The sequence below is a fragment of the Pseudomonas sp. D47 genome, from assembly GCF_045447305.1.
GTDB lineage: Bacteria > Pseudomonadota > Gammaproteobacteria > Pseudomonadales > Pseudomonadaceae > Aquipseudomonas.
Map to the genome: position 1 here is coordinate 26,214 of NZ_JBJGXU010000024.1, position 24,803 is coordinate 51,016.

A 24,803-nucleotide genomic window follows, 5' to 3' on the forward strand; every position below is an offset into this window, starting at 1 on the left:
CTGGAGCTTGCACAGCGGGCAAGCTTCGGGGCGATGACCTGGCACCTCGATAATACCCACCTCGAATTATGGCGAATTGCCGACTTGGCCAATCGGTGTTTCTTTTCTACGCCCCAACTGTGCGATCAGGTAAGCAACGGAATCGGCATTGTTGAGCACCGTGATGACACGTTTGAGCGGATCGGTACGGAATACTCGCCGAGCATCGCTGAGGGTTTGGGTGCCCGTGACGGTGAGCAGCCTGTTGAGAACAGGCTCGGTTGACGTGCCCATGGATGGGTCTGTTTTGATGCCGGTTGCGATGTCGACCACTTGGAATAACTGCTGGATCGGGGTGTTGAGCGACAGCCTTGAAAGTTGACGGTTTTCCAGGACCGCTTTAGTGGTGCGGCCCGTAGAAGTTTGAGCATCGATCAGGTCATGAAAAGGATGAGTGGCGTTCACATAAGCCAAGTCCAACGTCAGGCCTACATGATGGGAGACTTCATGAATGAGGGTGGTCGCACGGGCATGGACGTTGACGTAGAACGGTTTTATCAACAGATGACTGTAATTCAGACCGGGGTTAAAAAATGCCTCGGTCAAGTACAGCAATTGAAGGGGGTCGGGGACAATCGTAAACGCCATCACCTTGTAGGCCCCCGCAAGCGCTGGCATTCGCGAGCGGCCAATGACAAATCGCGTTGAGTTCGGGGAGGTCAGTGAAGGCTCCATCAACGCGTTGCACATCTTGTCGACGGTCTCCTGAATTTTTTCAAGGTGTTCGACTTCGAGCGTATGCAGGCCAAAAAACGTTTGGACTTGTTTGACGAGCTCAGGGGCGGCAAGGGGCGTTTGCACGAGCAGGCGTAAATTTTCCTGGGCATTTTTTGTATAAAACGTGGCCAATGCCAATGCCTCGGTGATCATCAACGATTCTTGAGCATACAGCGCTCGAATGTCGCGCATGCCAATGGCCAATATATTCATATTGGGCCGCGCAAATGGCTCGGAGTAGAAGCGATTGGTCAATCGCGCAATGGTTCTTCGGCCCATCAGCAACGGATCACTGCTACTGAGCATCCACTGTTGTCGTGTGTTGCTTTGCACCAAAGGGCCGACCTCTCCATTGCCAGTAATGTGCCAATCCACGCTGTGTTGGATGACCTGAAACACTTTCCCAGCCACTGCTGCGTAGTAGCGGTTAGAGTCGGATCGGTAAAGGTTAAGCGTGGTGTCTTTAATCAAGCTGTTCAAGGTCGGCTCAAGGACATCGAAACGTTGTAGCCGGGTGCGTGGCGCAGCCGTTATGTCGAGCGCGGGCCAGGACACCAGAGAGGTCGCAGGTACAGGAGGTGCCGGGCTCGGCTCGGGCGTCGGGGATATACCGCTCTCTGGCACGGAGGGCATGGAACGGCGTAAACCGGCCATCAAGGCGATACCGGCGATGAAATGGCCAAGTGCCTCATGCCACTGGTGGCTTTGCAGTTCTTCAGCCGAGGCTTTGAACAGTTTGTAGCTGCGCCAGACGATCAAGGGATAAGCCAGTTTGCCGGCAAAAAACATAACGGCCTCATGCACCCCCTCTGAGAATACGGCTTTTACCGTATCCCAAGCGGTATCCGCATTGTCGACTTGCTGGCCACTCAGCAAGGTTGTCAGCAACTCGAGATTATCGGTGTACAACTGTTTGAACAGGGGCGTGTTTATGGGGGTGTGTGCCAGCTGCATGGGAGTGCCGTCTTGGGGTTGCCCCAACGCCTTTGTCAGTGCGGCCTGGTCTACTGCCGGGACCACCTGCCGGACCCAGCTTTGTAAGGCCCCGGGCGCCGTCAGCTCGGCGAGCAGCCCAGCCTCATCGGCATATTCTTTGAGGGTATGGCCTGGGCTATAAGGGGCATAGAGAACGTGAGGCGTCTTGTCAGCTGAGGCGGGGCTGATCACGTAGCTCCCAGGCACCTTGATCGTTTTCTTCCCGGCATCGATCAGCAGCTCCAGAGGGCGGATCATGGCGCTGGCGTCTACCACGGTCGCACGGGCGATAGCATCCGGCATATCCATGACCTGTTGAATGAGCCCGAAGGTCGCCGGTGAAAGCTGGCCTTGCAACGTCAGGCTGTGAGCGTACTGCATCAGTTGCCAGGGCAGTTGCTTGGCGAATCGCGTAGAGCGTTGCTCAAAGTCCGGGCTGGCAGGGCCCAGGGAAGATTTGACGTAAGTTTGATAAGCCGCATTGATGTTCAGCGCCTGTATCCGCGTTTTTAGCGTCTGCGCATCCATAGTATTGGGCAGCGGCGTTGTGCCGGTGCTGGCGAAGAGCGGAACCGCATCGTTCCAATACGATTGGTGGCTCAAGGCATAGTCCAGCAGTGCCTGGCTGCGGGCAGGCATGTTGCCCTGTGCCGGAAGCCCGACTTCGATTTCATCAGCAGTGACGCTACTCTGGCCGTCAAGTTCCTTTAGCAAAGCGCTGAGCGTGTTTCGCGTGAACTGAGCCAGCGAGTCGATCCCGTGCAGGTAATCCTGATTGTCGATGACGTTGTTTCGATACTGCTCCAACAGTTCAGCATAGAGCTGTTGATCGATCGCGCTGGCTTGGCCCAACCATTGCGTGCCATGTTGCACAATCATCGCCTCGACCATGTCCATGGCTCGCCGCAGGTTAGTAGGCGCCAGGGTTTGCGTGACTTGAACCTGCCACAGGTTGCGCAACTGTTCGACCGACAGTTTCTTGGACAGGATTTGCTCCAGTTCACGGTCTTTTTGTTGGACGTAAGTCCGTTGCAAGTACTCGACGAGGTTGGCTTCGATCAGCTCAAGGCCGCTGAATGCATAGGTCGGATGTGAATGCCAGTCCGGTTGCGCCAGGTTCGCCAGGAAAGCCTGTCGTTCGTCCAGGGTTGCCAGGCGTCGATCTACCTCTGCCTTGAAGTGACTCAATGAATGAAAACTTTCCAGCCCCAACGCAGGCGTCCATAGCAGCGTGCGACCGCAATATTGAGGGTCAAGCCCGCCGCGCTCGGTCAGCACGAAACAGTTATTAAGCGGTTGCGAGGTCGTTTGCCCCACGGTCGCGACCTTCAAGCAAAACGCGTCAGGGCGGAACCCATTGACACTCAGGCGCAGGTCTCTGGCGTAAATACCTAGTACGGCTAAAAGAACTTCGTAGTCCAGGGGCAGTAAAGCGTTATTCCAGAGCCTGAGTTGCATTTCCCCGGTCAAGCCCATCTCCATTGCCTTTCTCAGCAAGGGCTGCATGTCGGGGTACACGCTGTGGGTTCTGCGCAGATACTGGGTAAAACCGCCGATGGCAGTGTCGATCAGCGTATTGAAGGCCGTGACATCCACGCCTGGAATTCTAGTGGCGGGTCTTTCAGCAGCCGTTGAGTAGAAGTGGATGTGCGGCGAATCGGGGAGAGACTCCACTTCGCCACATAAACGTGCCAGAAAATGCTCGACCATGCTGCTTGATGTCAGCAACTGAGGTTTTTCATCGGTGCCCGAGGGGTTGCTGTAATGGTGCACCCAAAGGCATGCAGCCTGCAGGTGTTGCTGTTTGATGGCGTACAGCTTGGTGTTGAGGTAGGTGGTGGCGGAGCGCTCCAGCGAGGGGCGAGAAGCTAGTTGTCGTTCGACTTCGGCGATTGTATTTTCGAGCGAATGCTGAGCGCTACGCATTGCCAACAGTGTGGGCGGGACCCTGGGCTGTGTCGCAGACACTGTCCAGAGGGGCGCCAATTGTGTACTCCAACGGCCCATGGGCTCGAGGGTCAATAATTTTTGTTCAATCATGGCCCGCACATCCAGCACATGATCGACCAGGGCATCGAGGTCCATCGTGCCTTGGCTCAGGCGATACTGATCGAGGGCGTATTCAAGGTTGCGAGCTTGTTTTTCAATGACACCCTCTATGAGGCTTTGGAAAATGACCCCGGTGATGGGCGCGGTAGTGACGTCGCAGGCCTGCAGATCTACTTCGCTATAGCGTTCGGGCCTCGACAGATGCTTTCTCCAGGCATCGGGATGCTCCCCAGGGTTGAGACTCTCCAGAAGACGGGTTTTCAGTGAGTCCAACTCGGTAAACGCCTGCAGCCCATGGTGGGGGCTATACAGCAGCCAGGGCGAGTCATCGTCGCCTTTGTTGCTGATGATCAGTGTACCGGCCAGCTCGGTGGGGGGCTGTTCGGGCTCGTCCAGCATTGCTTTTTCAACATCCAGGGCTGGAGGCAGCGTCGTCTCGGGGAGTGCCGTCCTGAGCGGCAGGGCCTGTAGTTGCAGACGCTGGTCAACCGTAATCGTGGATTGCTGTTGTTGGTCCAGTAACACCGTTAAAAAGGCATTGGCCATGGCGTGCGTAAAAAGTTGCAGCCGCGAGAGCCCGGTGGAAGCCGGCAGCGCCCAGAACGCCTTGGGCCGTTGCTTCATGTGTGTTTTCAAACCCTGGGCCAGTCCTTGGACTGATACCTCCCAACGCAACTGATCATCGGCCTCCTGCGTGGACGATTGGGAGACCGGGGTGCGTTGGGGGTTGTCGTAGCGTCGGGTTTCACCCGTTGGCCAACCATTGGCGACGAAATACCTGAGGACGGTATCGCTCAACGAGCGGGTAGCGATGTGTCGAGGTGTTGACGTGTCAGTGTCACCCGATTGGCTGGAGGTGCCGACGACATAGCTCTGTACCTGGATTTGGCGCAAGTCGACACCTGCAAAAGACTGGGCCAGTTCAGCGCAAATGTAGTCATCCAGCAGAGAAGTGAAACTGGGCAGCTTGAGCAATTCCTCGCGCATCAGCCGGGCATTTTCAAGCAGGTTATTGGAGAGGGTATTTTGCTGTGCTTCGAAGACCGCTCCAGCCACGGGCTGTAGAGTAAAGGTCATAACCGCAGTGGACTTTAGTGTGGCTTGCTGGGAGATCGACAGGTAATCGAGCAAAGCCTGGCGCTGCACCGGGTCTTTGAACCAAGTGCCCAGTTGCGTCTTGAGTGTTTCATGGCTTTCGAGCTTTTCCAGGCCACGCGCAGGCGAGTAGAGAAAAACCCCACCTTCCGGGGCGGGGCCCATGACGAATGCGCCCGCAAGTTCAACTGCCGGTTGGCCGGGCACGTTCACTTGCAGGGTTTGGACGTGCATCGGTGCGGTGTGTGCCCGTCGCAAAGCATCGGTTGCCAGATAGACCGAGTCGAGCCAGTCCAGGTCCTTGAGGGTAAAGTTACGCGTGCTTTGGCGCTGGCTTAGCTGTGTGCGATCGGCTTGGGTTTCGCTGAAAAAATACGGTCGGTTGTCATTGTCCATCGAGTGCTCTCCAAACAGGCTCGGCTGCCGGCAGTGCAGCTACGAGTGACCTGAAAGGATCAACTCTGGCATTTCAGATTTCAGTCCAGGCGTTACATATGCAGCAACGCCTCAGGCCCCGGTGGAGTGATCGGCGTATAGGTCGCCTTCGCCACGGAAAAGCGCAAGTGACTTCAACAGCGTACGGGTGTCCCCCGCAGTAATAAACGCTTCACGGAAGGCTTTCCCGGTTTCAGGGTTGAGCAGGCCGTCACGCTCAAATCGTTCAAAGGCTTGTTTGGCCAGGACACCCGACCACTTGTAGGAATACATTTTGGCGCCATAGTGACCCACAAGTTGTTCGAGGCAGTTGAGCGGGCGAGCGCCATCAGGCCACTGCACAAACCCGACGTCAGCGCTGGCACGGGTGAAAACCTCATGAGGTGTGCGCCCGTCACCATAAGTACGGTGCAACTCGAAGTCGACCAGGCCCGTGAGTAAAACCCGGGCGGTTTCCTGGCTGGTTTGAGTGTGAATAAATCGGCTCATTTTGTTGGCCATATCCTCAGGCAACGATTCTCCCGTCTGGAAATGGCCTGAAAGCCAGATCAGGGACGCTGAAGTAAAACAAAACTGCTCCAGCACTTGGCTAACGAATTCCGCCGCGTCATGGCTTAATTGACCAATACTGGAGAGCACCCGGTAGGGGGCGGCGGTCAACAGGTGCTGCAGGCAATGGCCAAATTCATGCAATAAGACCCTCAATTGCAGATGATCCAGCAAGCACGGTTGGGTCGCTGTCGGTCGTGGCAACTGGGTACGTAGTACTGCGATAGGCCGTCGTGGTCGCCCCTCGGCAGTCATCCGATGGCTGCGCAGGCTCGACATGGCGCCAAGCCCTGCGTCCGCCTTGCGGCGATAAGGGTCAATGAACAAATGGCCGATCGGCTCCGCGTACTCCCTGACTTCAAACACCCGCACATCCGGGTGCCAGGTATCGACAGTGGTTTGTTCAACCAGGTCAACGCCGAACAGTGTTTTGGTGAACATGCCCAAGCGTTGCAGTACCGTCTCCAACGGGAAGTAGTTGCGCAATGCCTCCTGAGAGACGCCAGCCAGATCCTGGCGAATTTTTTCCGCGAAATAGTCGTTATCCCAAGGTTCCAGATCATCGATACCTCGTTGCGCGGCATAGTGCTGCAGTTGTTGCGCGTCATAGGAAGCCGTCGTTCGTGCCTGCTCAATCTGTTGATGCACAAATGCAATGACCTCATCGGTCGTCTGCGCCATCTGATCGACCAGAGCCAGTTGGGTGAAATTGGGATAGCCCAACAGCTGTGCTTTCTGGTGACGGCTGGAGAGCAGCACTGTCAGGACCAGTTCATTGTCGGTGGCAAAAGCGTCAGGGCCGGTACCCACGGCACGGCTGTAATAAGCCACCATCATTTCCTGGCGCAAAGCTCGATGATCGGCATAGGTCATCACCTCGCGAAAGGATTGATCCGAAAGAGTCAATAACCAGCCTTCCAGGCCTGCGGCTCGAGCGGCGTCCTCCATGCGTGCCTGGGTCGCATCAGGCAATCCGCTCAGCAGCGACTTGTCGTCGATGTGCTTACGCCACGCCCTGTTCGAGTCTTCTATACGGTCCAGAAACTCCTGGCCCAATGTGCCGATTTCCAGGTTCAACGTTTTCAGCTGTAACTGCTTTTCGCAGGACAGATCAAGGCCGGCCAAGTGGTACTTGCGCAGTATTTTCTGCAGCGCGCTTTTGCGTTGTTCATTGAAAAGAGCCGCGATCGGGCTATTGGCAAGTTGTCGGTGAAGCTGATACAGGTCGTTGTTCTCAGTCAACTCGGCTTTGTACTGCATTGCCAGATCGTGACTACGGACTGATTCCTGCTGCCAGGCCGGCCCTTGGGAAATGGAGTTAAGCAGTTCAATGATTTGGAGAACGCCATCCAAGCGAGCCTCCAGTGCCTCCACGGCCTGCACCAGGTCATCCCAGGTTGGGAATGGCGCCTGGCTGGCGATAATCGTGGTGGTGGTGCCGCGGCTTTCGGTGATGATCTGTTGAATGGCAGGCACCAAGTGTTCTGCCTGGATAGACGAGAACGGCGGCAGATCGTAGGGCGTTAGAAGTGGATTGCTGTCAGGCATGGCGTCACTGTTCAAAGAGGGCAGTCGAAGCAGTCAGCCTAAAGAATGAATAACCGATGGGAGGGATAGATAAGTAGGCAAGCAGGGAGAAAGGCAATAACGCGGGGAGCCCGCGTTATTCTCAAGCGCATCCGAGCACTCTCGCTCAGTGGCTCATATCTGCCTGAGCGTCGCACCTTCGCCAGCCTGACTCGGCTGCAACTTGAACACGTAGAACAGCACCGTCAGCAACACCAGGAACACCGGGCCGACGTACAGCGCAATACGCGTTTCCGGGAAGTACGCCATCAGGCCCACCACCAGCACCAGGAACGCCAGCGCCAGGTAGGAGCTGACCGGGTACAGCCACATGCGGTACTTGAGGCCAGCCACCTCGGCTGGGCTCAGGCTTTTGCGGAATTTGAGCTGGGCCAGCAGGATCATCAGCCAGGTCCAGATCGCACCGAAGGTGGCGATGGAGGTGACCCACACAAAGACTTTTTCCGGCACCATGTAGTTGAGCAACACGCCCAGCAGCAGCACGAAAATCGACAGCAGCAGCGCCCGGCGCGGTACGCCGTTGCTTGAGGTCGTGCCGAACGTGGCCGGCGCCTGGCCATTCTGCGCCAGGCTGTAGAGCATGCGCCCGGTGCTGAAGATGCCGCCGTTGCAGGAGGACAGCGCCGCCGTGATCACCACGAAGTTGATGATGCCGGCGGCCGTCTTGATACCCAGGCGCTCGAAGGTCATCACGAACGGGCTGCCTTGGGTGCCGATTTCGTTCCATGGGTAGATCGACAGAATTACGAACAACGCCCCCACGTAGAACAGCAGGATGCGCCAGAACACCGAGCCGATGGCACTGGGGATGGTCTTCTGCGGGTTCTTCGCTTCACCGGCGGTGAGGCCGATCATCTCGACGCCCAGATAGGCGAACATCACCATTTGCAGGGACATCAACACACCGGTGACGCCATTGGGCATAAAGCCGCCGTGGGCCCACAGGTTGGAAATGCCCAGCGCCACGCCGTCATTGCCGAAGCCGAACGCGATGATGCCGACGCCGCCGATGACCATGGCAATGATCGTGACGATCTTGATCAGCGCGAACCAGAACTCGAATTCACCGAACGCCTTGACCGCGATCAGGTTGATGGTGCCCATGCTGACCAGGGCCGCCAAGGCCCAGATCCAGCGCGGCACGTCGGGGAACCACACGCCCATGTACACGGCGACGGCGGTGATTTCCGCCACGCAGGTCACCAGCCACAGGAACCAGTAGTTCCAACCGGTGAGAAAGCCCGCCAACGGGCCGAGGTAGTCCTGGGCGTAACGGCTGAACGAGCCGGCGACGGGGTTGTGCACCGCCATTTCGCCGAGGGCGCGCATGATCACCAGGATCGCCAGGCCGCCGATGATGTAGGACAACATGATCGCCGGGCCGGCCATTTCAATGGCCTTGGCCGAGCCCAGGAACAGGCCGACACCGATACAGGCGCCAAGGGCCATCAGGCGAATATGCCGTTCACCGAGTTCGCGTTTGAGCGGGCCGCCTTGAGCGGTCTCGCCATGGGGCAGTGGGTTGCCGACTGGCATAGGGGTACAACCTCATTTTGTTATTGGAGTGTCCGTCGAGTTTCCGGGGTGCAGGCCGGTAAGCCTGTGCCCTTGTTGAAACGGGACCGCCTCATGGACGGGCCCTTCTTGCCAGGCAAGATCAGCGGGGCGTCAGTATAAAAAGCCCAGAGCAGGGTCTTTCACTATAAAAATGGGCCAATTTAGGGGAAGCGCCGGTCAAAATGCCATTTTACAGGAGCATCTTACCTGCATTGAGCGACAAAACGTCGCGCAGCACCACGCTGACAAATGGTTTGCCACTGCAAGCCCGCTCGCCATAAGAACCCGCGCACCACACACAAATCCCTCACAACCAGCCCTCAGCGACTACGCTTCAAGCAGGTCCGATCTATCTGCGTGAAGGGATCAATCGACTATGGGCGCACTCTGGCAAACCGAATCGAGCAAGGCTGCGAAACTACAAGGCAGTTCGGACCCAGCGCCCTTACCCAAAAATAAACCCAGGCCCCGCCATGGGCGGCGCCTGTTCTGGTTGATCGTGTTGATGGCACTGGTAGCGCTGGGGTTTGCCGCCGCCAAAGAGCTGCGCACCTCCCGCCTGCAAGCCCAGGAGCTCAGCCGCCTGGCCCGCAGCCTCACCTACCAGGTTGAGCCCGGCCCCAGCCAGGCCATGGTTTATCCGGGGGCCGGCCCCTTCGACCGGCGCCTGGGTTACAGCAACCTCGGCAGCTTCCTGCCGCGCCTGCTCAAGCGCGGTTATGTGATTGAGGCCCAGGCGCGCTTTTCGCCCGCGTTGATGGACTACACCGCCAAGGGCCTGTTCGTGCCCTACGCAGAGAAGATCCAGGCCGGGCTGACCATCAGCGACTGCCGCGCCGTGCCGCTTTACCAGTACAACTACCCGCAACAGCTGTACGAAAGCTTCGCCGCGATCCCGCCCGTGGTGGTCAACAGCCTGCTGTTTATCGAAAACCGCGACCTGCTCGACCCCAGCCAGCCCCAGGCCAACCCCGCCGTCGACTGGCCGCGCTTTGCCAAGGCCGCGTGGTCACAAGTCGCCAAGGTGCTGCACCTGCCGGGCCAAAGTGCCGGCGGCAGCACCTTGGCCACCCAGCTGGAAAAATACCGCCACTCCCCGGACGGCCTGACCGTGTCGGGCGAGGAAAAACTGCGGCAGATGTTTTCCGCCGCTGTACGCGCCTATCGGGATGGGCCGCAGACCTTGCCGGCGCGGCAGAATATCCTGCGTGACTACCTCAACAGCGTGCCGCTGTCGGCGGTGCCCGGCCACGGCGAAGTGCATGGCCTGGCCGAGGGTTTGCGGGTGTGGTACGGCGCCGACTTCAACCACGTCAACCTGGCGCTGGTGGGCTCGGTAAACGCCGAACAAGGCCTGGCACTGCGCCAGGTGTTGTCGTTGATCATTGCCCAGCGCCGGCCTTCGCACTACCTGGCCAAGGGTCGCGAAGAGCTCGCCGAACTCACCGACAGCCACCTGCGCCTAATGGCGCAAAACAGTGTCATCACCCCTGCTCTGCTCCAAGCGGCGCTGGCGGCCAAGGTCAGCTACCGCGACTGGATGCAACAACCGACGCTGCAACCGGTGGAGACCAACAAAGGCATCAGCATGGCCCGCGCGCGCCTGGCCACCCTGCTCGACCGGCCGCTGTATGACCTGGACCGCCTCGACCTTGCGGCGACCACCACCCTGCAAGCCCCGTTGCAGGGCCAAGTCAGCGAATACCTCAAGCACCTGGCCGACCCCGACTTTGCGCGCCAGGTCGGCCTGCTCGGCGAACGCCTGCTGAGCGAGGCCAACACCGCGCAAGTGCGCTACAGCTTCACCCTGTTCGAGCTGACCCCGGACGGCTCACGGGTGCGCGTGCAAACCGACAACACCGACCAACCCTTCGATATCAACGAAGGCAGCAAACTGGAACTGGGCTCCACCGCCAAGCTGCGGGTACTGACCACCTACCTGCAAATCATCACCGAACTGCACGATAAGTACGCCGCCCAAGCCCCCGCTGCGCTGAAAAAAATCACGGTCGACGACCAGGACCGCTTGAGCCGCTGGGCCCTTGATTACCTGATCCAGACCCCGGACAAATCCCTGGCAAAAATGCTCGAAGCCGCCCTTGATCGCACCTACTCGGCCAGCCCCGGCGAAAGCTTTTTCACCGGCGGCGGCCTGCATCACTTCCATAACTTTCGCAACGAAGACAACGGCCGCAGCCCCAGCTTGCGCGACGCCCTGCGCGAGTCGATCAACCTGCCGTTCATTCGCCTGATGCGTGATGTGGTGCGCTACACCACCTATTCCGGCGCCAATAACAGCGCCCAATTGCTCAAGGACGACAATGACCCGCGCCGCCAGGAATACCTCGCCGATTTTGCCGACCGCGAGGGCACGACCTTCCTGCGCAAGTTCTGGAGGAAGTACCAGAAAAAAGACACCCAGGCGCGCCTCGACACTTTTCTGGACGGCCTGCGTCCCACGCCAATGCGCCTGGCCGCCGTGCACCGCTATTTGTTGCCCAACGCTAACCAGGAAAGCTTCAACCTGTTCGTGCGCGCGCACCTGACCGGGGTGAAAACCAACGAGAAGCTCAGCGACGAACGCCTGCAAAAACTCTACACCGCGTATGGCCCCGGCACCTATGACCTGCCCGACCAAGGCTACATTGCCAAGGTTCACCCGCTGGACCTGTGGCTGATGGGCTACCTGCTCAACCACCCCGAGGCGACCTTCAGCGAAGTGGTCAAAGCCGGCCAGTTCGAGCGTCAGGAGGTCTACAGCTGGCTGTTCAAAAGCCGCCATCAGAGCGCGCGCGACAGTCGCATCCGGACCATGCTCGAAGTGGAAGCCTTCCTCGATATTCATCAGCGCTGGCAGGCGGTCGGTTACCCGTTCGACCACTTGGTGCCGTCACTGGCCACGGCCATCGGCAGCTCCGGCGATCGCCCGGCGGCGCTGGCGGAATTGATGGGGATCATCCTCAACGATGGCGTGCGCGCCAAAGTGGTACGCATCGACAGCCTGCACTTTGCCGCCGATACGCCGTATGAAACCCGGGTGATCAACGACCCCGCCACCGGCAAACGAGTGTTGCCGATGGAAGTGGCGCAGGCGCTGCGCGGGGCCTTGTCCCAAGTGGTGGACGCCGGCACGGCCAAACGCGTGGCCGGCAGCTTCAAGCTGGATGACGGCACACCGCTGGCCATGGGCGGCAAGACCGGCACCGGCGACAACCGCATCGAAGCCATCGGCGCCGGTGGGCGGGTGCTCAGTTCCAAGGCGATCAACCGCACCGCCACCTTTGTGTTCTATATCGGCGAGCGCCACTTTGGCACCCTCACCGCGTTTGTTCCGGGCAGCTCGGCGCAAGGCTTCAAGTTCACCTCGGCGCTGCCCGTGCAGGTGCTCAAAGGCATGGCGCCGATTCTTATGCCGTACTTGAAGCCGGGGAGCCTAACGCTGTGCCTGCCGGTAGAGGGCCCGCACGGAAAAACAGCCGCCGGGCAAAAGGCCGGGTAATCGTTGCCCGGTCAATGTCCAGGGTCTGGCGCACACGCCCGGTTTGGCCGGTGCGCATACGGGCGAACGCCTCGGCCTCGACCCGGGCTTGGGCCTGGCGCCCCAGGCGCTCCTGCTCAGGGCGCTTGAGATGAGGCTCACCCTCGTAATGATCATCCGGGCTGTCCCGTCGTTTGTAGTGGAAGTGGGCATAACACAACGCCTGTTGGGTATCCCGTGCGTCGGTGACCACATAGACCTGCAAGTAATCATCGACGGTGCCCTTGAGCAACACGCGTTCACCCTGCCGGAAAATCCGCACTTCACCGCGTGAGAAAAGAAAATCGACGCCGCCCTGAGTCGCTGGCCGACGCCGAGTCGCGCGGGTTCGTGCGTTTACCCCGGCAGCGCTCAGCCGGGCTTGCGCCAGCCGCAGATCACGCTCCATTGTCAGTGCCTTGGCCTGTTGCGGGGCCACCAGCCGGGTGTTTTCCATGCCCTGGCGTCTGCGGGCAATCGCCTCGGCAGTCCACCGGCGCATATTGGCCTGAGCCTCCAGCAGGTACTCCAAGGACGACGGATCGTTGGCCCGCTCAATCAAGGCTTCGACCTGCTGAATAGCCCTATGCTCGTCGTCCAACAGGCCCTGGCCCTTTTGCAACAGGCTACCGAGTTGCGCATCCGCCTTGGGCGCCGGTTTCACCGGTTCCCACACCCCATCATCCGCCTCGGTGAACGAACCAATGACCTCGCCGCCCGCCTCGTGCAGCGCTGCGGTGACAGGCCCCGGCTGTGTGGCCTCACTGACCTGTGCCACATACATATCGTGATTGCGTGTACGGATGATTTTTTTGCGCCGGCTGCCTTGGGGCGCGGGGGCAGGCACCGCCGGCGGTGCTGCCTGGGGTGGCACTTGCAGGAGGTCTGCAAGGTCTTTTTCGGCCTGTTGGTGCAAGCTGACCAGCAGCTCCTGCAGTTTTTGCAGAAACTCCAGATCGAATGTGTCAGGCGCCATGGCACGCCAGAACTCAATCTGATCGTCGGTTTGCGCATAGACGTGGTCAATGCTTTTGAGCAGTTCAATACGCTCTGCCGACGTTGCTTGAAGCTGCTGCAAATCCGCCAGGGATCGACTCGCCAGACGTGCACGGTTAACGGTTTCATCGACACTGTTGAAGAAATCGTCGCTGAGCACAGGCCCTGCCACATCAATCGAGATGCGCCACAACGTCGTCAGTAGCAAGGATTGCAGGTCCCGTATCGAAGGACGTACGCCCAGCGTCAGCGCCCCAGATTTGTCGCGCCCCAGACGGGGCACCTGGCTCAGGTCATCCAGATAGCCTGCTTCCAGGGTTCGCCAGCGGATTGCCTTTTCTTGCACAGCGGCCAATTCACGCATGATCGTGTCCAGTTCGGCGTGATCTTCACGGTTGATAGCCGACTCGGCCTCCTCCGTGGTTTCCCCGCTCAGCCGATCCACGACTGGCCTGAGCCGGGTATTGAGGGCAACGATTTGTCGTCGCGACTGTGCATCCAACAGCTGCGCGGTCAGAATCACTGACTCCAGCGCCTGGCACAGATGCGCCTCATAGCCGGGTCGCGGCCCCAGCTCCCGCAGGTACTTGAGTCGTTGCAGCTCCAACTGCCCATGCTCGAATTTGTTGCTCATTTCCCGGCCATAAGTCTCCCATGCCTGCGCGCGCTGCTGCTCAGTGATCTGCCCGGCCGGCTGGGTCGCCAACGTGCGCGCCAGTCTCATCGCGCGGTCGGCCCTGGCCCGGTCCGCCACCGTCTTTTCATAGTCGACCTCAAGCGAAACGCGGGTAGCCAGCTGCGCTTGCCGGGTACGCTCAATCGCCTCGTCAGCATTGCCCCCCGGCAAACGCAGGCCCAGGTCAAAATCCCACTGGCCCTGCCCCAAGTGCCTGAGCCAAGGGCCAAGGGTGGCGCCATCCGCGCTGACCACCCGGACCAGGCCCTGCATGACGTTGACCCGGTACAACGCCCCTTGAACCAGTGCCTGCCATTGCTGCGGGACCTGCGAGGTATCGCGCAGCAAACCTTGGGTCGGGCCACTGGCATCGGCATTGTCCAGGGTGACCGGCCAGGGCTCGGCAAAGGTCTTGAGCCGCAACGGCTGAATCAGCGCCTGTTGTTGTGTGCTAAGCACCTGCCGGGCGTTGGCCCAGCGCGTAGGTGCGTAGAAGGTCACGGGGGCGGGAATCGGCTTGAGCGGCACTGCGATTGGCTCGCCAGCGGCGGGTTCGACACGCGCCAGGGGCGCAAACACTGGGTGCTCGAGCGCCACATGCTGCTGGGTATCCTGGGGCGTGGCTTGATGGGCGACAATCGCCATCAGGTTCGCCAGCATGTCCGTCAGGGCGGCGTTGCGGGTTTGCCCGTCCTGGCTCTGTAAACCGTCGATATCGCGCTGCGCACTGTCCACCACCTGCAGCAGCCAACCGCCCAGCGCCAACGGCCCGTTGAGCAACGGCAGCACCGTACCGAACAGCAGCCATCCAGCCTGCTTCAAGTTAGCCCAACGCTGCTCGGCATTGGACACCGCCTGGCGATCTGCCAAGGCCACAAGGGCCTTGGCCGTGGCCTCGAACACTTGGTGCGCAGGGTCTGTGTTGCTCACCTGTTTGCTCAGTTGAGCCGGCGCAGGCGCTTCATACACGGTGAATTCATCGCCCTGCAAAAAGCGGCGGATATGCGGCTGGTTAAAACCCTTGTTGGCATACACCGCCCGGCGCGCGGGCGCGAGCCAGGTCAGCACGTTGTCCTGTAAGGCGCCTGGGTTCTTGATCGCTGTGAACAAGGCCTCCAATGACTCATATTCCTGCAGCATCGGGCTGAACAACGGCCGGTACAGCAGGTGCGGCCCGCTTTGCCCCAGCAATGGGCCAATGATGAACATGTTAGCGACCCCATCCGCACGGGCATCTGCCGTGGCCTTGAACGCCAGCGGCCACAGCGCAACAGCCTGTGTGCCGACCTTGCGTTCGGCGGCGCTGGCCTGCAAGGCCGCCCGTACTCGCTGAAAACCGACCCAGGTCACACCGTGCTCGCCCGTGAGCTTCGACGCCAGCGCCCACAGCGGCAGTTGCACACGCAGTTGCCGGCTGAACTGTTGCCGGCGGCGGGTGGCCTCGGCGGTGTCGTCGATCAGCATTTTTTTCAGCAGGGCGGGATAGGTCTGGCCTACGTCCGCCTCCTCTACGCACTGTTTGATCAGGGTGTAGGTCAGCCACGTCGGCGCCGCTTTGCCGTTCAGCGTAATGCGCTTGGCGGTATGCGGGAAACCGGCCAGGTTTTCCAGGGCCAGTTCGGTCAGCGTCACCGTGACCGGGTCCACCTCGCCGGCAATGAACCCGCCCTGCACCGGCACGGGTGCGGCAATCACCCGATCAAAGGTCAGGGAAACCTCGCCCGGTTTGATGCGCGTCGCGCCAGGTTGGGCATTCAGGCAATGCTGCAACTGGCGGTCGGCACAGGCTTGAATCGACTCGATACCCGCCAGGAAATGCGTGGCTCCGCTGTCGTGCTGAGCCAACACCCACTGCTGCAACAGGCGCGCATAGGCGATGCTGTCCTCGGCACCCGCCTGGGCCAGCCACAACGGCATGGCTTGGCGCAGGCGCTGTTGGCGCGCACTCAGTTCGCAGACAAACCAGCGCCGTGGATCAACGATGTAATCGAGCAGCGCCTGGCATGCCTCAACGGTGCGCGGCACGTCACGCTCGATGCTGTCGATTTCCAACTGCTGGCGGGCCAGGTAGCTCGCCGCCAAAGCATCGAAGGGGTCGCCCTGGGCCTGCTGGGTGAACCACTGGTCAGCCGCGCCCGTCAGTACCGGGCTGGTGTAGGCCGGTAACAACGCGCCAACGTCGTCAAGGCTATTGAGTTCGTGCACACCGCTGGCCGGGCTGAACAGCAGGGTTTTCGCGGCATGGCTGAGTATCAGCAGCGGCAACGTCTGCGCCTGATCGCCCGCCAGCCCCGCGCCCAGCAGGTGCACGGTTCGCACCTGCAGCGGGCCGTCATGCAGGCTCCATTGCACAGAGGGCCGCAGGGGGCGCAGCAGGGTCTTGGGGAACAGCGCGGCGAAGCCCTTTTCGTCCATACCGGGTGGCTTGGGTGAGTCGTAAAGCAGCCCCAGCAGGTGATCGGACAGATAACGCCAACGGGTCATGTTGATCGGCACTGGCTCACTCCACCAGGCTTGCAAACGGTTGCCAAAAGACCTCAGGAGCACCGCGCCGCAGTGATTGATCAGCTTCTCGACGTCGGCGAGGCTCGGCCCACTGGGGTCGAACACCTCGCGAACCCGGCAGACCACGAGGTGATAGCCCTCGACCAGCAACGTAGGCCTGGCATTGGCCAGGCGCTGCACCAGCAGTTCGGGCAAAGGCTGGTAGGTAGAGCTGTCAGCCGTGGGGGTGCCCAGATGGATCAGGCTGGCGGACCATTTTTGCGCCGCAAAATACTGGTCCAAGTAGGCCTGGGCAGCCTCTTGCGCCACCGCTTGCAACGGCGCGGGGCTTAAAAACAGCGTCTCGATTTGCTCGATATGCACTTGGCGCGCAGACGTTGCGCGAGGCTCGGAGGGCGTCATGACAGGGCTTCTCAGTGATATAGACCCGCGGACGCTACACGCTGCCAGGCGCCCGATGACCATACACAGTTACTGCCAGACCAGCCCCTGTGCGGGCCTAGTCTGAGTGCCCTATTTGCCACAGAACACCACGCCATGAGCGCACTTGTTTCACAGGCCCCCGAAGATAAAGGCCAACACTACGAACTCATCCGGGATGCTTTGCCCGACTGGGTCAAAACGCTGTCCGCTGCAAGAATCAGCGCCTTGAAATCCAGCCGAAAAACCATTGCGCCCTGGTACAAAAGTGCCTTGGCGCAGCCGCATCAACTGTTGAAAACCGCGATTGCCGAACAGTGGAAAACCCAATCCCACGTCGACAAAAAACTCTCAGCAATCACCGACCTCAAACGCTTTGCCGAACCCTTGTTAAAAGCGGCACTGAAGCAGCACTACAACCTCGATGTGGACGTTCACAGCACCTACCTGCGCCTCTATGCGCCGGTCAAACAAGCCTGGTGGGTCACTGACATTCGCCCAGGCGTAAAAAGCCGCACGGTCTCGCTGCTGGAGGCGGCGTTGCACAACTTTGCCGATTCAGAGGTGTTCACCGACGACTCGCAGTTCATCACCCGGCCTGACGCCCTCGACCATTTCGAGGTGCTCGCGCTGAAAAAACAGCTGTCGATCCAACAGTTCAAGACCCTGGTGCGCACCCTCGACATCGGCGCCCAGTACCAACAGCACCTTGAGCGTTACCTGGGCCGTTCCGAACCGGTGGTGGACGGCGTGCTGCGCGCGCATGTCACCCGCAACCACCAGGCGGCCCTCAAGGTCGCAGCGCAGATGGCGCTGATGAAAGGCGATATCCAGCCGCAGGACCATAGCCTGATCACGCAGCTGATTGCCGGTCGCCAAGGGCTGACGCTGGACGGCAAGGCTGTGCATTGCCATGGCCTGAGCCTGATGGACGCGACCTTGACCGGTGTTGTACTGATCGCCGCCGACCTGGAGACCAGCCGCCAGGCGCTTCCTGTCATCGTGTATGTACCGGATGACCCGCAGCACCCACTCAAGCGCTACGCCTCCACGCTCGAGTTCATGCTGGCGCTGACCCGGCAACTGCGCCATCCCGACTATCAACAGTTTTTCAGCCGGTTCATCGACCATTCATACCAAGGGCTTTTTTTCAGCCAGTTAGGCGCGCGCCTCAGCCAGGTGAAATGGCACCAACACGTGCCGGGCGATCCCCAGCCGACCTGGCACGACACGGCGCTCGACAACCCCAACCTGCAGTTCAGCGTGACCCGTATCCGAACACCGTTGTGGGAGCATCTGTACCAGCAACAAATCAACAAAACCCTCAACGATGCGCGTGAACTGGCCATCGCCACCGCCTACGCCGACCGCATGGCACGCTGGGCCTGGTGGGACAACCTGGAGAAAATACTCTCGGACGTGCTTAACCTGGCGTTACTCGTCGTGACGCCGTTCGTGCCTTTTTTGGGCGAATTGATGCTGGCCTATACCGCCTATCAACTCGCGGACGAGGTCTTCGAAGGCCTGTTGGATTGGGCTGAGGGCCAGGGCACAGAAGCCATTGAACACGTGGTTGGGGTCGCGGAAAACGTGTTGCAACTGCTCGCGTTCAGCGCTGCCCACCTCACGCTGTCACCCTTCGTCGAGCGTTTGAAGCGTGTGGCCCTGAGTGACGGAAAACTGCGTTTATGGCATGCGGACTTGAGCCCCTACGAACAAAAAAACCTGACCCTGGCGCCCGCATCGCAGCCCGACGCGCAAGGGTTTCATCAGCATGAGGGCAAAAAAATCCTGCGCCTGGAAGGCAAGCACTACGCCGTCAGCCAGGAGCCCGACACCGGCCTTCAGCGCATTATTCACCCACAACGCCCCGAGGCTTATCGCCCCGAGGTGGTGCTTAACGGTCTCGGGGCCGTGGTGCTCGAGGGCGAGGAACCCAGGCGCTGGAACGACTCGCAGTTGTTCCAGCGCCTAAGCCCCTTGACCGCCACCTGGCCAGAGGCACGCCTGCAACAATTGCGCGATATCAGTGGCACCGAACCCGGCGCGCTGAGGCATATGTACAGCGAAAACCAGCCACCACCACCGCTGCTGGCCGACACGCTGGACCGTCTCGAACTCAGGCAGCACATTGATACGCTCAGCGAGCCGTCCGGCGACACCGGGGAAGCCGCCTATTGGTCCGCCGACATGGTCACGCGAATGGACGGCTGGCCCACCGACAAAGCCATCGCCGTGTTCGAGGCCGCCGACCTGAGCGGCGAGTCGATGCAACATGGCGCAAGCCAGGCAGCGCCGGATGCGACATTAGCCATCAGCCGTGAAGACTTGGCGGCCGGTCGGCTGGCGGAACGGGTGGTGGGCTTTCTCGACGAAGCCGAACTCGCGGGGCTGATCGGCGCGCCCTTGCCCGCCGCCCCCAGCGCGCGGGTCCACACGCTGCGGGAGCAACTGAGCCGTTACGTGGCCTCGCGCAAAGACGACATCTTCGAGCATCTGTATGGCTTCAAACGCCAGTCATCCAGCGCCCACGGGCAGTTGCTGCAAAGACAATGCCCCAACCTGCCCGACAGCCTGGCACAAGCGATACTGGCCCAGGCCCGGCCCGCTGAAGTGCAGTTGATGAACGACGCGAGTCGTCTGCCGTTGCGCCTCAAACATCAAGCCAGGGAGCTGCAGTTCGAAGCCCGCGCCACCCGCGCCTATGAGAGCATCTACCAAGGCAGCACCCCCACACCCGACACCGAGAGGATGCTGCTCAACACCCTGAAAATCCACAGTAACGCCTTTGGCAACCAGCGCCTGAGCATCCGCGAGCAACTGCCCAGCGGGCAACTGCGCTGCCGTGTCGGCCCGCACGATGCGAGCACCGATACGCTGCTGATCCGCACCGCGCCAGGGCGGTACGCACTCGACGGCGCAAGCCTGCAGACCACCTGGGACCTGTATGAAGCCGTGCTGCGCAACGTGCCGCCTAACACACTGGGCTTCGCGCCGGGCGAAGGCGAAGGGCTGCGCCAGTGGCTCAAGCAGACCCTGCAACCGCCGGCAGAACGGCGCACCGTGCTGGCCGACCCGCCGACCCTCGCAACCGCCTCCAGAGAGACCCAGTTGCTGCTGCAAAAACCCCTGTTCAGCGCCCTGCGCCAACGGCTGGGCCGCACCCGTGTTGAGGATCGGCTCAAGCTGCTCTACCCGACGCTGAGCGAAGAGGACGTGACGGCCTATGCCGAGTCCTTGAACACGGCCGATGGCAAACGCCTGCTGCTCGCACTTGAAACCCAGAAGCGAAGCCTGCTCAACGCACTGAAAAAATGGCAGAACCAACCTGCCGCAGGCACCCAGCAACGCCGACCGCCCCTGCCGGAGAAACTGTTCAGGAAGCGTTTGACCACACTCATTCAGGAAAGCTGGGAGCAATCGGCCAAGGGTTACGAAACCGATTTCGGCGGCCGCCGATTGGGCAGCGAACTGGACCTGCAGGGCGAAACCATCTTCGGCTTTTTACAGAATTTCCCCACCCTTGAAAGACCCTTGGAGCACATCACCAGCCTCAACCTTGCGGGCACCGATTTCACTGACGCCGACAGCCCGTTCCTGTGCAACTTTCCCAACCTGCGCAGCTTGGATATCACCGGCAAGCGCCTGGTCAGCTTGCCCGAGGCCGTCGCCGGGCTGCGCCGGCTGACGCACTTGGGCCTGGCCGAAAACCCGATCCGCTGGAGCTCGCAGCACCTGGAACAGCTCAAGCAATTGAACCATCTGCGCGTGCTGATCCTCTCGCACAACCCGCACCTGGTGGCACCGCCGGACATCAGCCGCATGCCGGAACTGCGCATACTGGTGCTCAACAATACCCCGCTCAGCCAATGGCCTACGGGCCTGTTCGAGTTGCCGCGTTCGCCGGACTTCAACCTGAACCTGCTGAACACGCCCATCACCCAGGTGCCCACCGTCGAGCCCGGCTCCGCGTCGGCGGAGCTGGTGGCCCGCACGCGTTTGGACCGCAACAAGCTTGAGCCGGGCGCCGAGGACCGCCTGGTCAGCTACCGCCGCGCGGCGGGCCTGGACCCTTATCGCACGTACCCCCCGCGAGGCGAGCTGGACAGCCAACACTGGCTCAGCCACTTGCCGGAGGAGCTGCGCCCGTTATGGCAGGAGGTCTGGGATGACCTGGAACGGGAACACGGCTCCCAAGGCTTTTTTGAGGTCATCAAAAGCCAGCAGCACCCGTCTCCCGAAGTCGTCCAGGACCCGGATGACCTGACGCGCTATGAGCTCAACCGGGCGCATCTGCGCACCAATGTGCTGCGCCTGCTGAGGGCGGCTGACAGCGATGAGCCCACTCGCACTGCGCTGTTCAACCCTGCCGCCACCCCCACCCACTGTGCCGATGCGGGTGCTCAAGTGTTCAATGCCATGGGCATCGAAACCCTGAAGCTGGAGGCGTGGAACAAGCCTTCCCCCCAAACCCGGACTGACGCGCTAGTGCTGCTGGCAAAACAGAAAGCGCGACTGGACAAGGTCAACCGGATTGCCCAAAAAGATATCGAGGCGCGCCTTCGCGCACCCACGCGCAACAGAGATGGCAGCGCAGGCCCCGCCTTGCGCCTGACCACCGATGTCGTCGACGGCGTGTCGGGCACCCTGGATGAGGTCGAGGTGTACAGCGCCTACCAGACCGGTTTAAAGACGCAACTGGACCTGCCCTGGCTGGCGGACCACATGCTCTACCGCGAGACCGGCAATGTCCAAACCCGGCAACTGATCAGTGCCTACAACAAGGTGATCGAGGAGGAGCAAGGCGATGGGCTGGTGGAACAAATGCTCGAGCAGTACTTCTGGAGCGACTATTTGCGCGGTACCCATCCCGATGAGTACCGACAGATCAACTGTCAGCACGAACAGGTCAGTGAAAACATCGACGATTTGCGCCTGGCTCAGAACGCCTGGGCGGCCCATGAACAACTGCCGCCGGAACAGCAAAACCCGGCCACCGGCGCCCCACTCAAGCAGCGCCTGGTGGAGCTGGCCGACGCGCTGCAGGTGGCCCGAGCGCAGGTCTTGACCGGCGAATCCATGAGCGAGGAGCTGTACCTGAGCCTGTTTCTCAAGAGTTTCTACGACGAACAGGAACTGGGGCGACGCCTGACTCGCCAGGCCATGGTGGCCGCTGGCGTTTAACACCCTTCTGTTGCCGTACACCCGCGACAACAACGAACGGCGCGATGTAGGGGTTATTGGGGCTGTCTCGCGAGTCATTAGTGTGGGCATTCGCGTGGGGTGCCCTCACAACTGACACCGGCCGGCACGGATAACCCTATCGCTACACAAAACCCAGGTTATGCCTTCGCAACCACTCGCCTCTATCGAGGACCTCAAGGGCTCAACGCATCAAAGATGATTTGCACGTTGCCGAAGTACTGGCCCGGCAGGTAACCGTCAGCGGGTTGCTCGGCGGCAACCACCAGCGGCACGCGCTTGCCAACCTTGGCCTCGTCTTCCGGCACCACGAGGGTGTCGACCACATCCAGGCGATGGCCATTGAAGGTCACTTGCAGGGTAATCACGTCAGTGCCATTGGACAGCACCGGCGCAAAGCCCAGGCGCGCATTGATACCGCCCAGCACGTTCTTCACATCAAAAGGTTCACGCAACGAGCTAAGGCGCCCGGTCACCAGGTTGTAGCTCATGACCTGCTCGCGCTCGAGAAGCCCTGGGTTGACCGGCAGCACGTAAAAGGCGCTGGTGGGCACCTGAACCGAGACATGAAACACCGCTTCCTCTCGGACAGCGACGGCTGAAAAACTGAGCAGTGCCAACACACAAAACAGCACTATCGCGGACAATCGCCACTGCGGCACCCTCCGGCTCATCCTTTCACCACTTGGTCTTTGCTGGCCTGGCCCTCGACGAGTTTAAAGCGATATTCACGGCCCGCTTCCTTGTCGAACGAAAAAGTGCGACCCGGCAACACATGGTTTTTGGTGGTGGGGTGACAGTCGTCGGCCTTGCCGACCACGCAGTTTTTGAACTCATCCACCTCGATCACGCTGTTGCCGTTGTTGTGCAGAGCGTATTGAGCACCGCTGTTTTCAATGCGGGTGTCGTAGCGGGTGTCCTTGGGCCGCACAAAAAATACCGTGCCATAACCGGCCAATACACTAACCCCGGCCTGCAAGGTGCTTTGGTAAGCCTCACGTTCCTCCTCGGTGACGGCAAACGCGTCCTCCTTCTCCGGCACCACGGGGATGTAACGCACGCGAAAATAGCGCTCGTTATTGCGCTCACCCAAGAACACCAGGCGTGTGCCCTGCAAGCCGTTGGCCGGCACGATCAGCCTGGCCGGGCTGGCCATCAGGCCGTCACGGGCGCTGCTGTCGAGCTGGGTTTGAAGCGGCACTTCCTTGGCAACGCCCTGTTCGTCGTAGAGAATTTCCAGCACCTCGACCTTCACAAACGCGGTGCTGGTGCCGCCGTTGAAAATGCGCTTGAGATAAGTACTTTTGTCGCCGTCGAGGTAGTCATAGACCACCCCCACGTTGATGCTCGGCCCGGCATGGGCAGCATGGGCAAACAAACACAACCCCAGCAATGACAGTAAACTTTTCATGACAATCAAACCTCATGTGAATGGCAGGCAGCACGACTGCCCTAGACTTCTGAATCCCATATAACCGTGACGTTGCCGGTGTACTTGTTCGGCGCGCCAGGCACGAACATCTGCGGCATCGCGTCAGCCGGCACTTCGAAATGCAGGGTGCCCGGCCGGCGATCAACGTAGTGGGTTGGGGCAAACAGGCTGGTGGTGCTGCCGTCGAGCAGCAAGGGCAATCGGCTGACCCTCTGGCCGCTTACATCACCGATACCATTGGGCAGGCTGACGCTGATATTCAGCGGTACACCGGTGCCGTCTTCGGACTCGATTGCGCAGGTGTTGCCGCTGGGGAACTGGCATTGCAGTTCCATCTTGAAGCGCCCCGAGGACCAGATATTGAAGGTCTGGTCACGGAACAAGCGCGTTGGCCGTCGGCCTTGTTGAACCCAGGATTGCCAGCCGCCCTGGGGCACCAGCTCGACGTTATTGCCCCCCGGCGGGATTTCGACTTTGAGGACATGCACCACGCTCAGGGTAAAGTTGAAAACCAAGGTGTCGTCGTTGGGGATCATGATGTCACCGAAATCAAAATCCTGATTCGGGCCTAGCGAATAGGCGATGGTTCCCCGGTAAGTCCCGGTGGGCATGGTCAAAGGATTGGGCGTCCTCAGTTCATAGGCGTATTCGAAGTTGACATAGTCCAACCCCGGCACATCCACTCTGTGAACAAGGTTGCAGGCGCCTACGGCCTCAGGCACCAGCCAGAACCACAGCGCATATTGGGTAGTGCCTGTAAGAAACCCGGTGCTCAAACAAGGTGCTGGCGCGTACTGCCAGGTTCTGGGGCCCCACGAGTTAATGGTTGCAGGACCGGCGACGTTAAACCGGTTACCAATTCCCGCGATACGCACTTCGACAGTTTCCTTCGCCCCACCCTCTGACACCACCTCCAGGCTGCGCCATTCGGAGGGCATCTTGAACATCACTCCTTTACGCGCATCCGCAGGGCCACTGGGGTCGACCAGCATCGGACCATTGGAGCGAAAAGTGATGTCCCACGTGCGGATACTGAAAATCCCCAACTGCTT

General features: G+C 60.3%; 9 protein-coding genes. 2 read left to right on the forward strand and 7 right to left on the reverse strand.

Features of this window, described 5'->3' with window-relative positions; all coding sequences use genetic code 11:
- Nucleotides 1-66: 66 nt before the first annotated feature.
- The 3 genes from ACI77I_RS17165 to ACI77I_RS17175 form a co-directional block, all read right to left on the reverse strand.
- Nucleotides 67-5,271 carry a dermonecrotic toxin domain-containing protein gene (locus ACI77I_RS17165; RefSeq protein WP_406998020.1) on the reverse strand — a complete coding sequence of 1,735 codons (5,205 nt, stop codon included), beginning with the start codon at nt 5,269-5,271 and terminating at the stop codon, nt 67-69.
- 111 nt (nt 5,272-5,382) lie between these two features.
- A complete protein-coding gene (locus tag ACI77I_RS17170; protein ID WP_406998021.1) occupies nt 5,383-7,407 on the reverse strand; it encodes a M3 family metallopeptidase in 2,025 nt (674 codons plus the stop codon).
- A 153-nt stretch (nt 7,408-7,560) separates the two neighbouring features.
- Nucleotides 7,561-8,982: an amino acid permease gene (locus ACI77I_RS17175; RefSeq protein ID WP_406998022.1), complete on the reverse strand. Its 1,422-nt coding sequence runs from the start codon at nt 8,980-8,982 to the stop codon at nt 7,561-7,563.
- A gap of 397 nt (nt 8,983-9,379) precedes the next feature.
- On the opposite strand from ACI77I_RS17175, the gene ACI77I_RS17180 reads away from it, so the two are divergent.
- A complete protein-coding gene (locus ACI77I_RS17180) occupies nt 9,380-12,502 on the forward strand; it encodes a transglycosylase domain-containing protein (RefSeq protein ID WP_406998023.1) in 3,123 nt (1,040 codons plus the stop codon).
- Here the strand turns inward: ACI77I_RS17180 and ACI77I_RS17185 are convergent.
- Nucleotides 12,411-17,099: a hypothetical protein gene (locus tag ACI77I_RS17185; protein ID WP_406998024.1), complete on the reverse strand. Its 4,689-nt coding sequence runs from the start codon at nt 17,097-17,099 to the stop codon at nt 12,411-12,413. The genes ACI77I_RS17180 and ACI77I_RS17185 overlap by 92 nt on opposite strands.
- A gap of 135 nt (nt 17,100-17,234) precedes the next feature.
- Here ACI77I_RS17185 and ACI77I_RS17190 point away from each other — a divergent pair, with 135 nt between their 5' ends.
- Nucleotides 17,235-22,301, forward strand: coding sequence for a dermonecrotic toxin domain-containing protein (locus tag ACI77I_RS17190; RefSeq protein WP_406998025.1), 5,067 nt, complete (start codon nt 17,235-17,237; stop codon nt 22,299-22,301).
- A gap of 194 nt (nt 22,302-22,495) precedes the next feature.
- Here the strand turns inward: ACI77I_RS17190 and ACI77I_RS17195 are convergent, their stop codons facing one another.
- The 3 genes from ACI77I_RS17195 to ACI77I_RS17205 are packed head-to-tail and all read right to left on the reverse strand — an operon-like array spanning nt 22,496 to nt 24,689.
- The gene (locus ACI77I_RS17195; RefSeq protein WP_406998026.1) at nt 22,496-22,993 is read right to left on the reverse strand and encodes a CS1 type fimbrial major subunit; all 498 of its coding nucleotides are present in this window, start codon (nt 22,991-22,993) and stop codon (nt 22,496-22,498) included.
- Nucleotides 22,990-23,730 carry a molecular chaperone gene (locus ACI77I_RS17200; protein WP_406998027.1) on the reverse strand — a complete coding sequence of 247 codons (741 nt, stop codon included), beginning with the start codon at nt 23,728-23,730 and terminating at the stop codon, nt 22,990-22,992. The genes ACI77I_RS17195 and ACI77I_RS17200 overlap by 4 nt, the downstream gene beginning before the upstream one ends.
- Before the next feature lie 41 nt (nt 23,731-23,771).
- Nucleotides 23,772-24,689, reverse strand: coding sequence for a hypothetical protein (locus ACI77I_RS17205; protein WP_406998028.1), 918 nt, complete (start codon nt 24,687-24,689; stop codon nt 23,772-23,774).
- Nucleotides 24,690-24,803 lie beyond the last annotated feature (114 nt).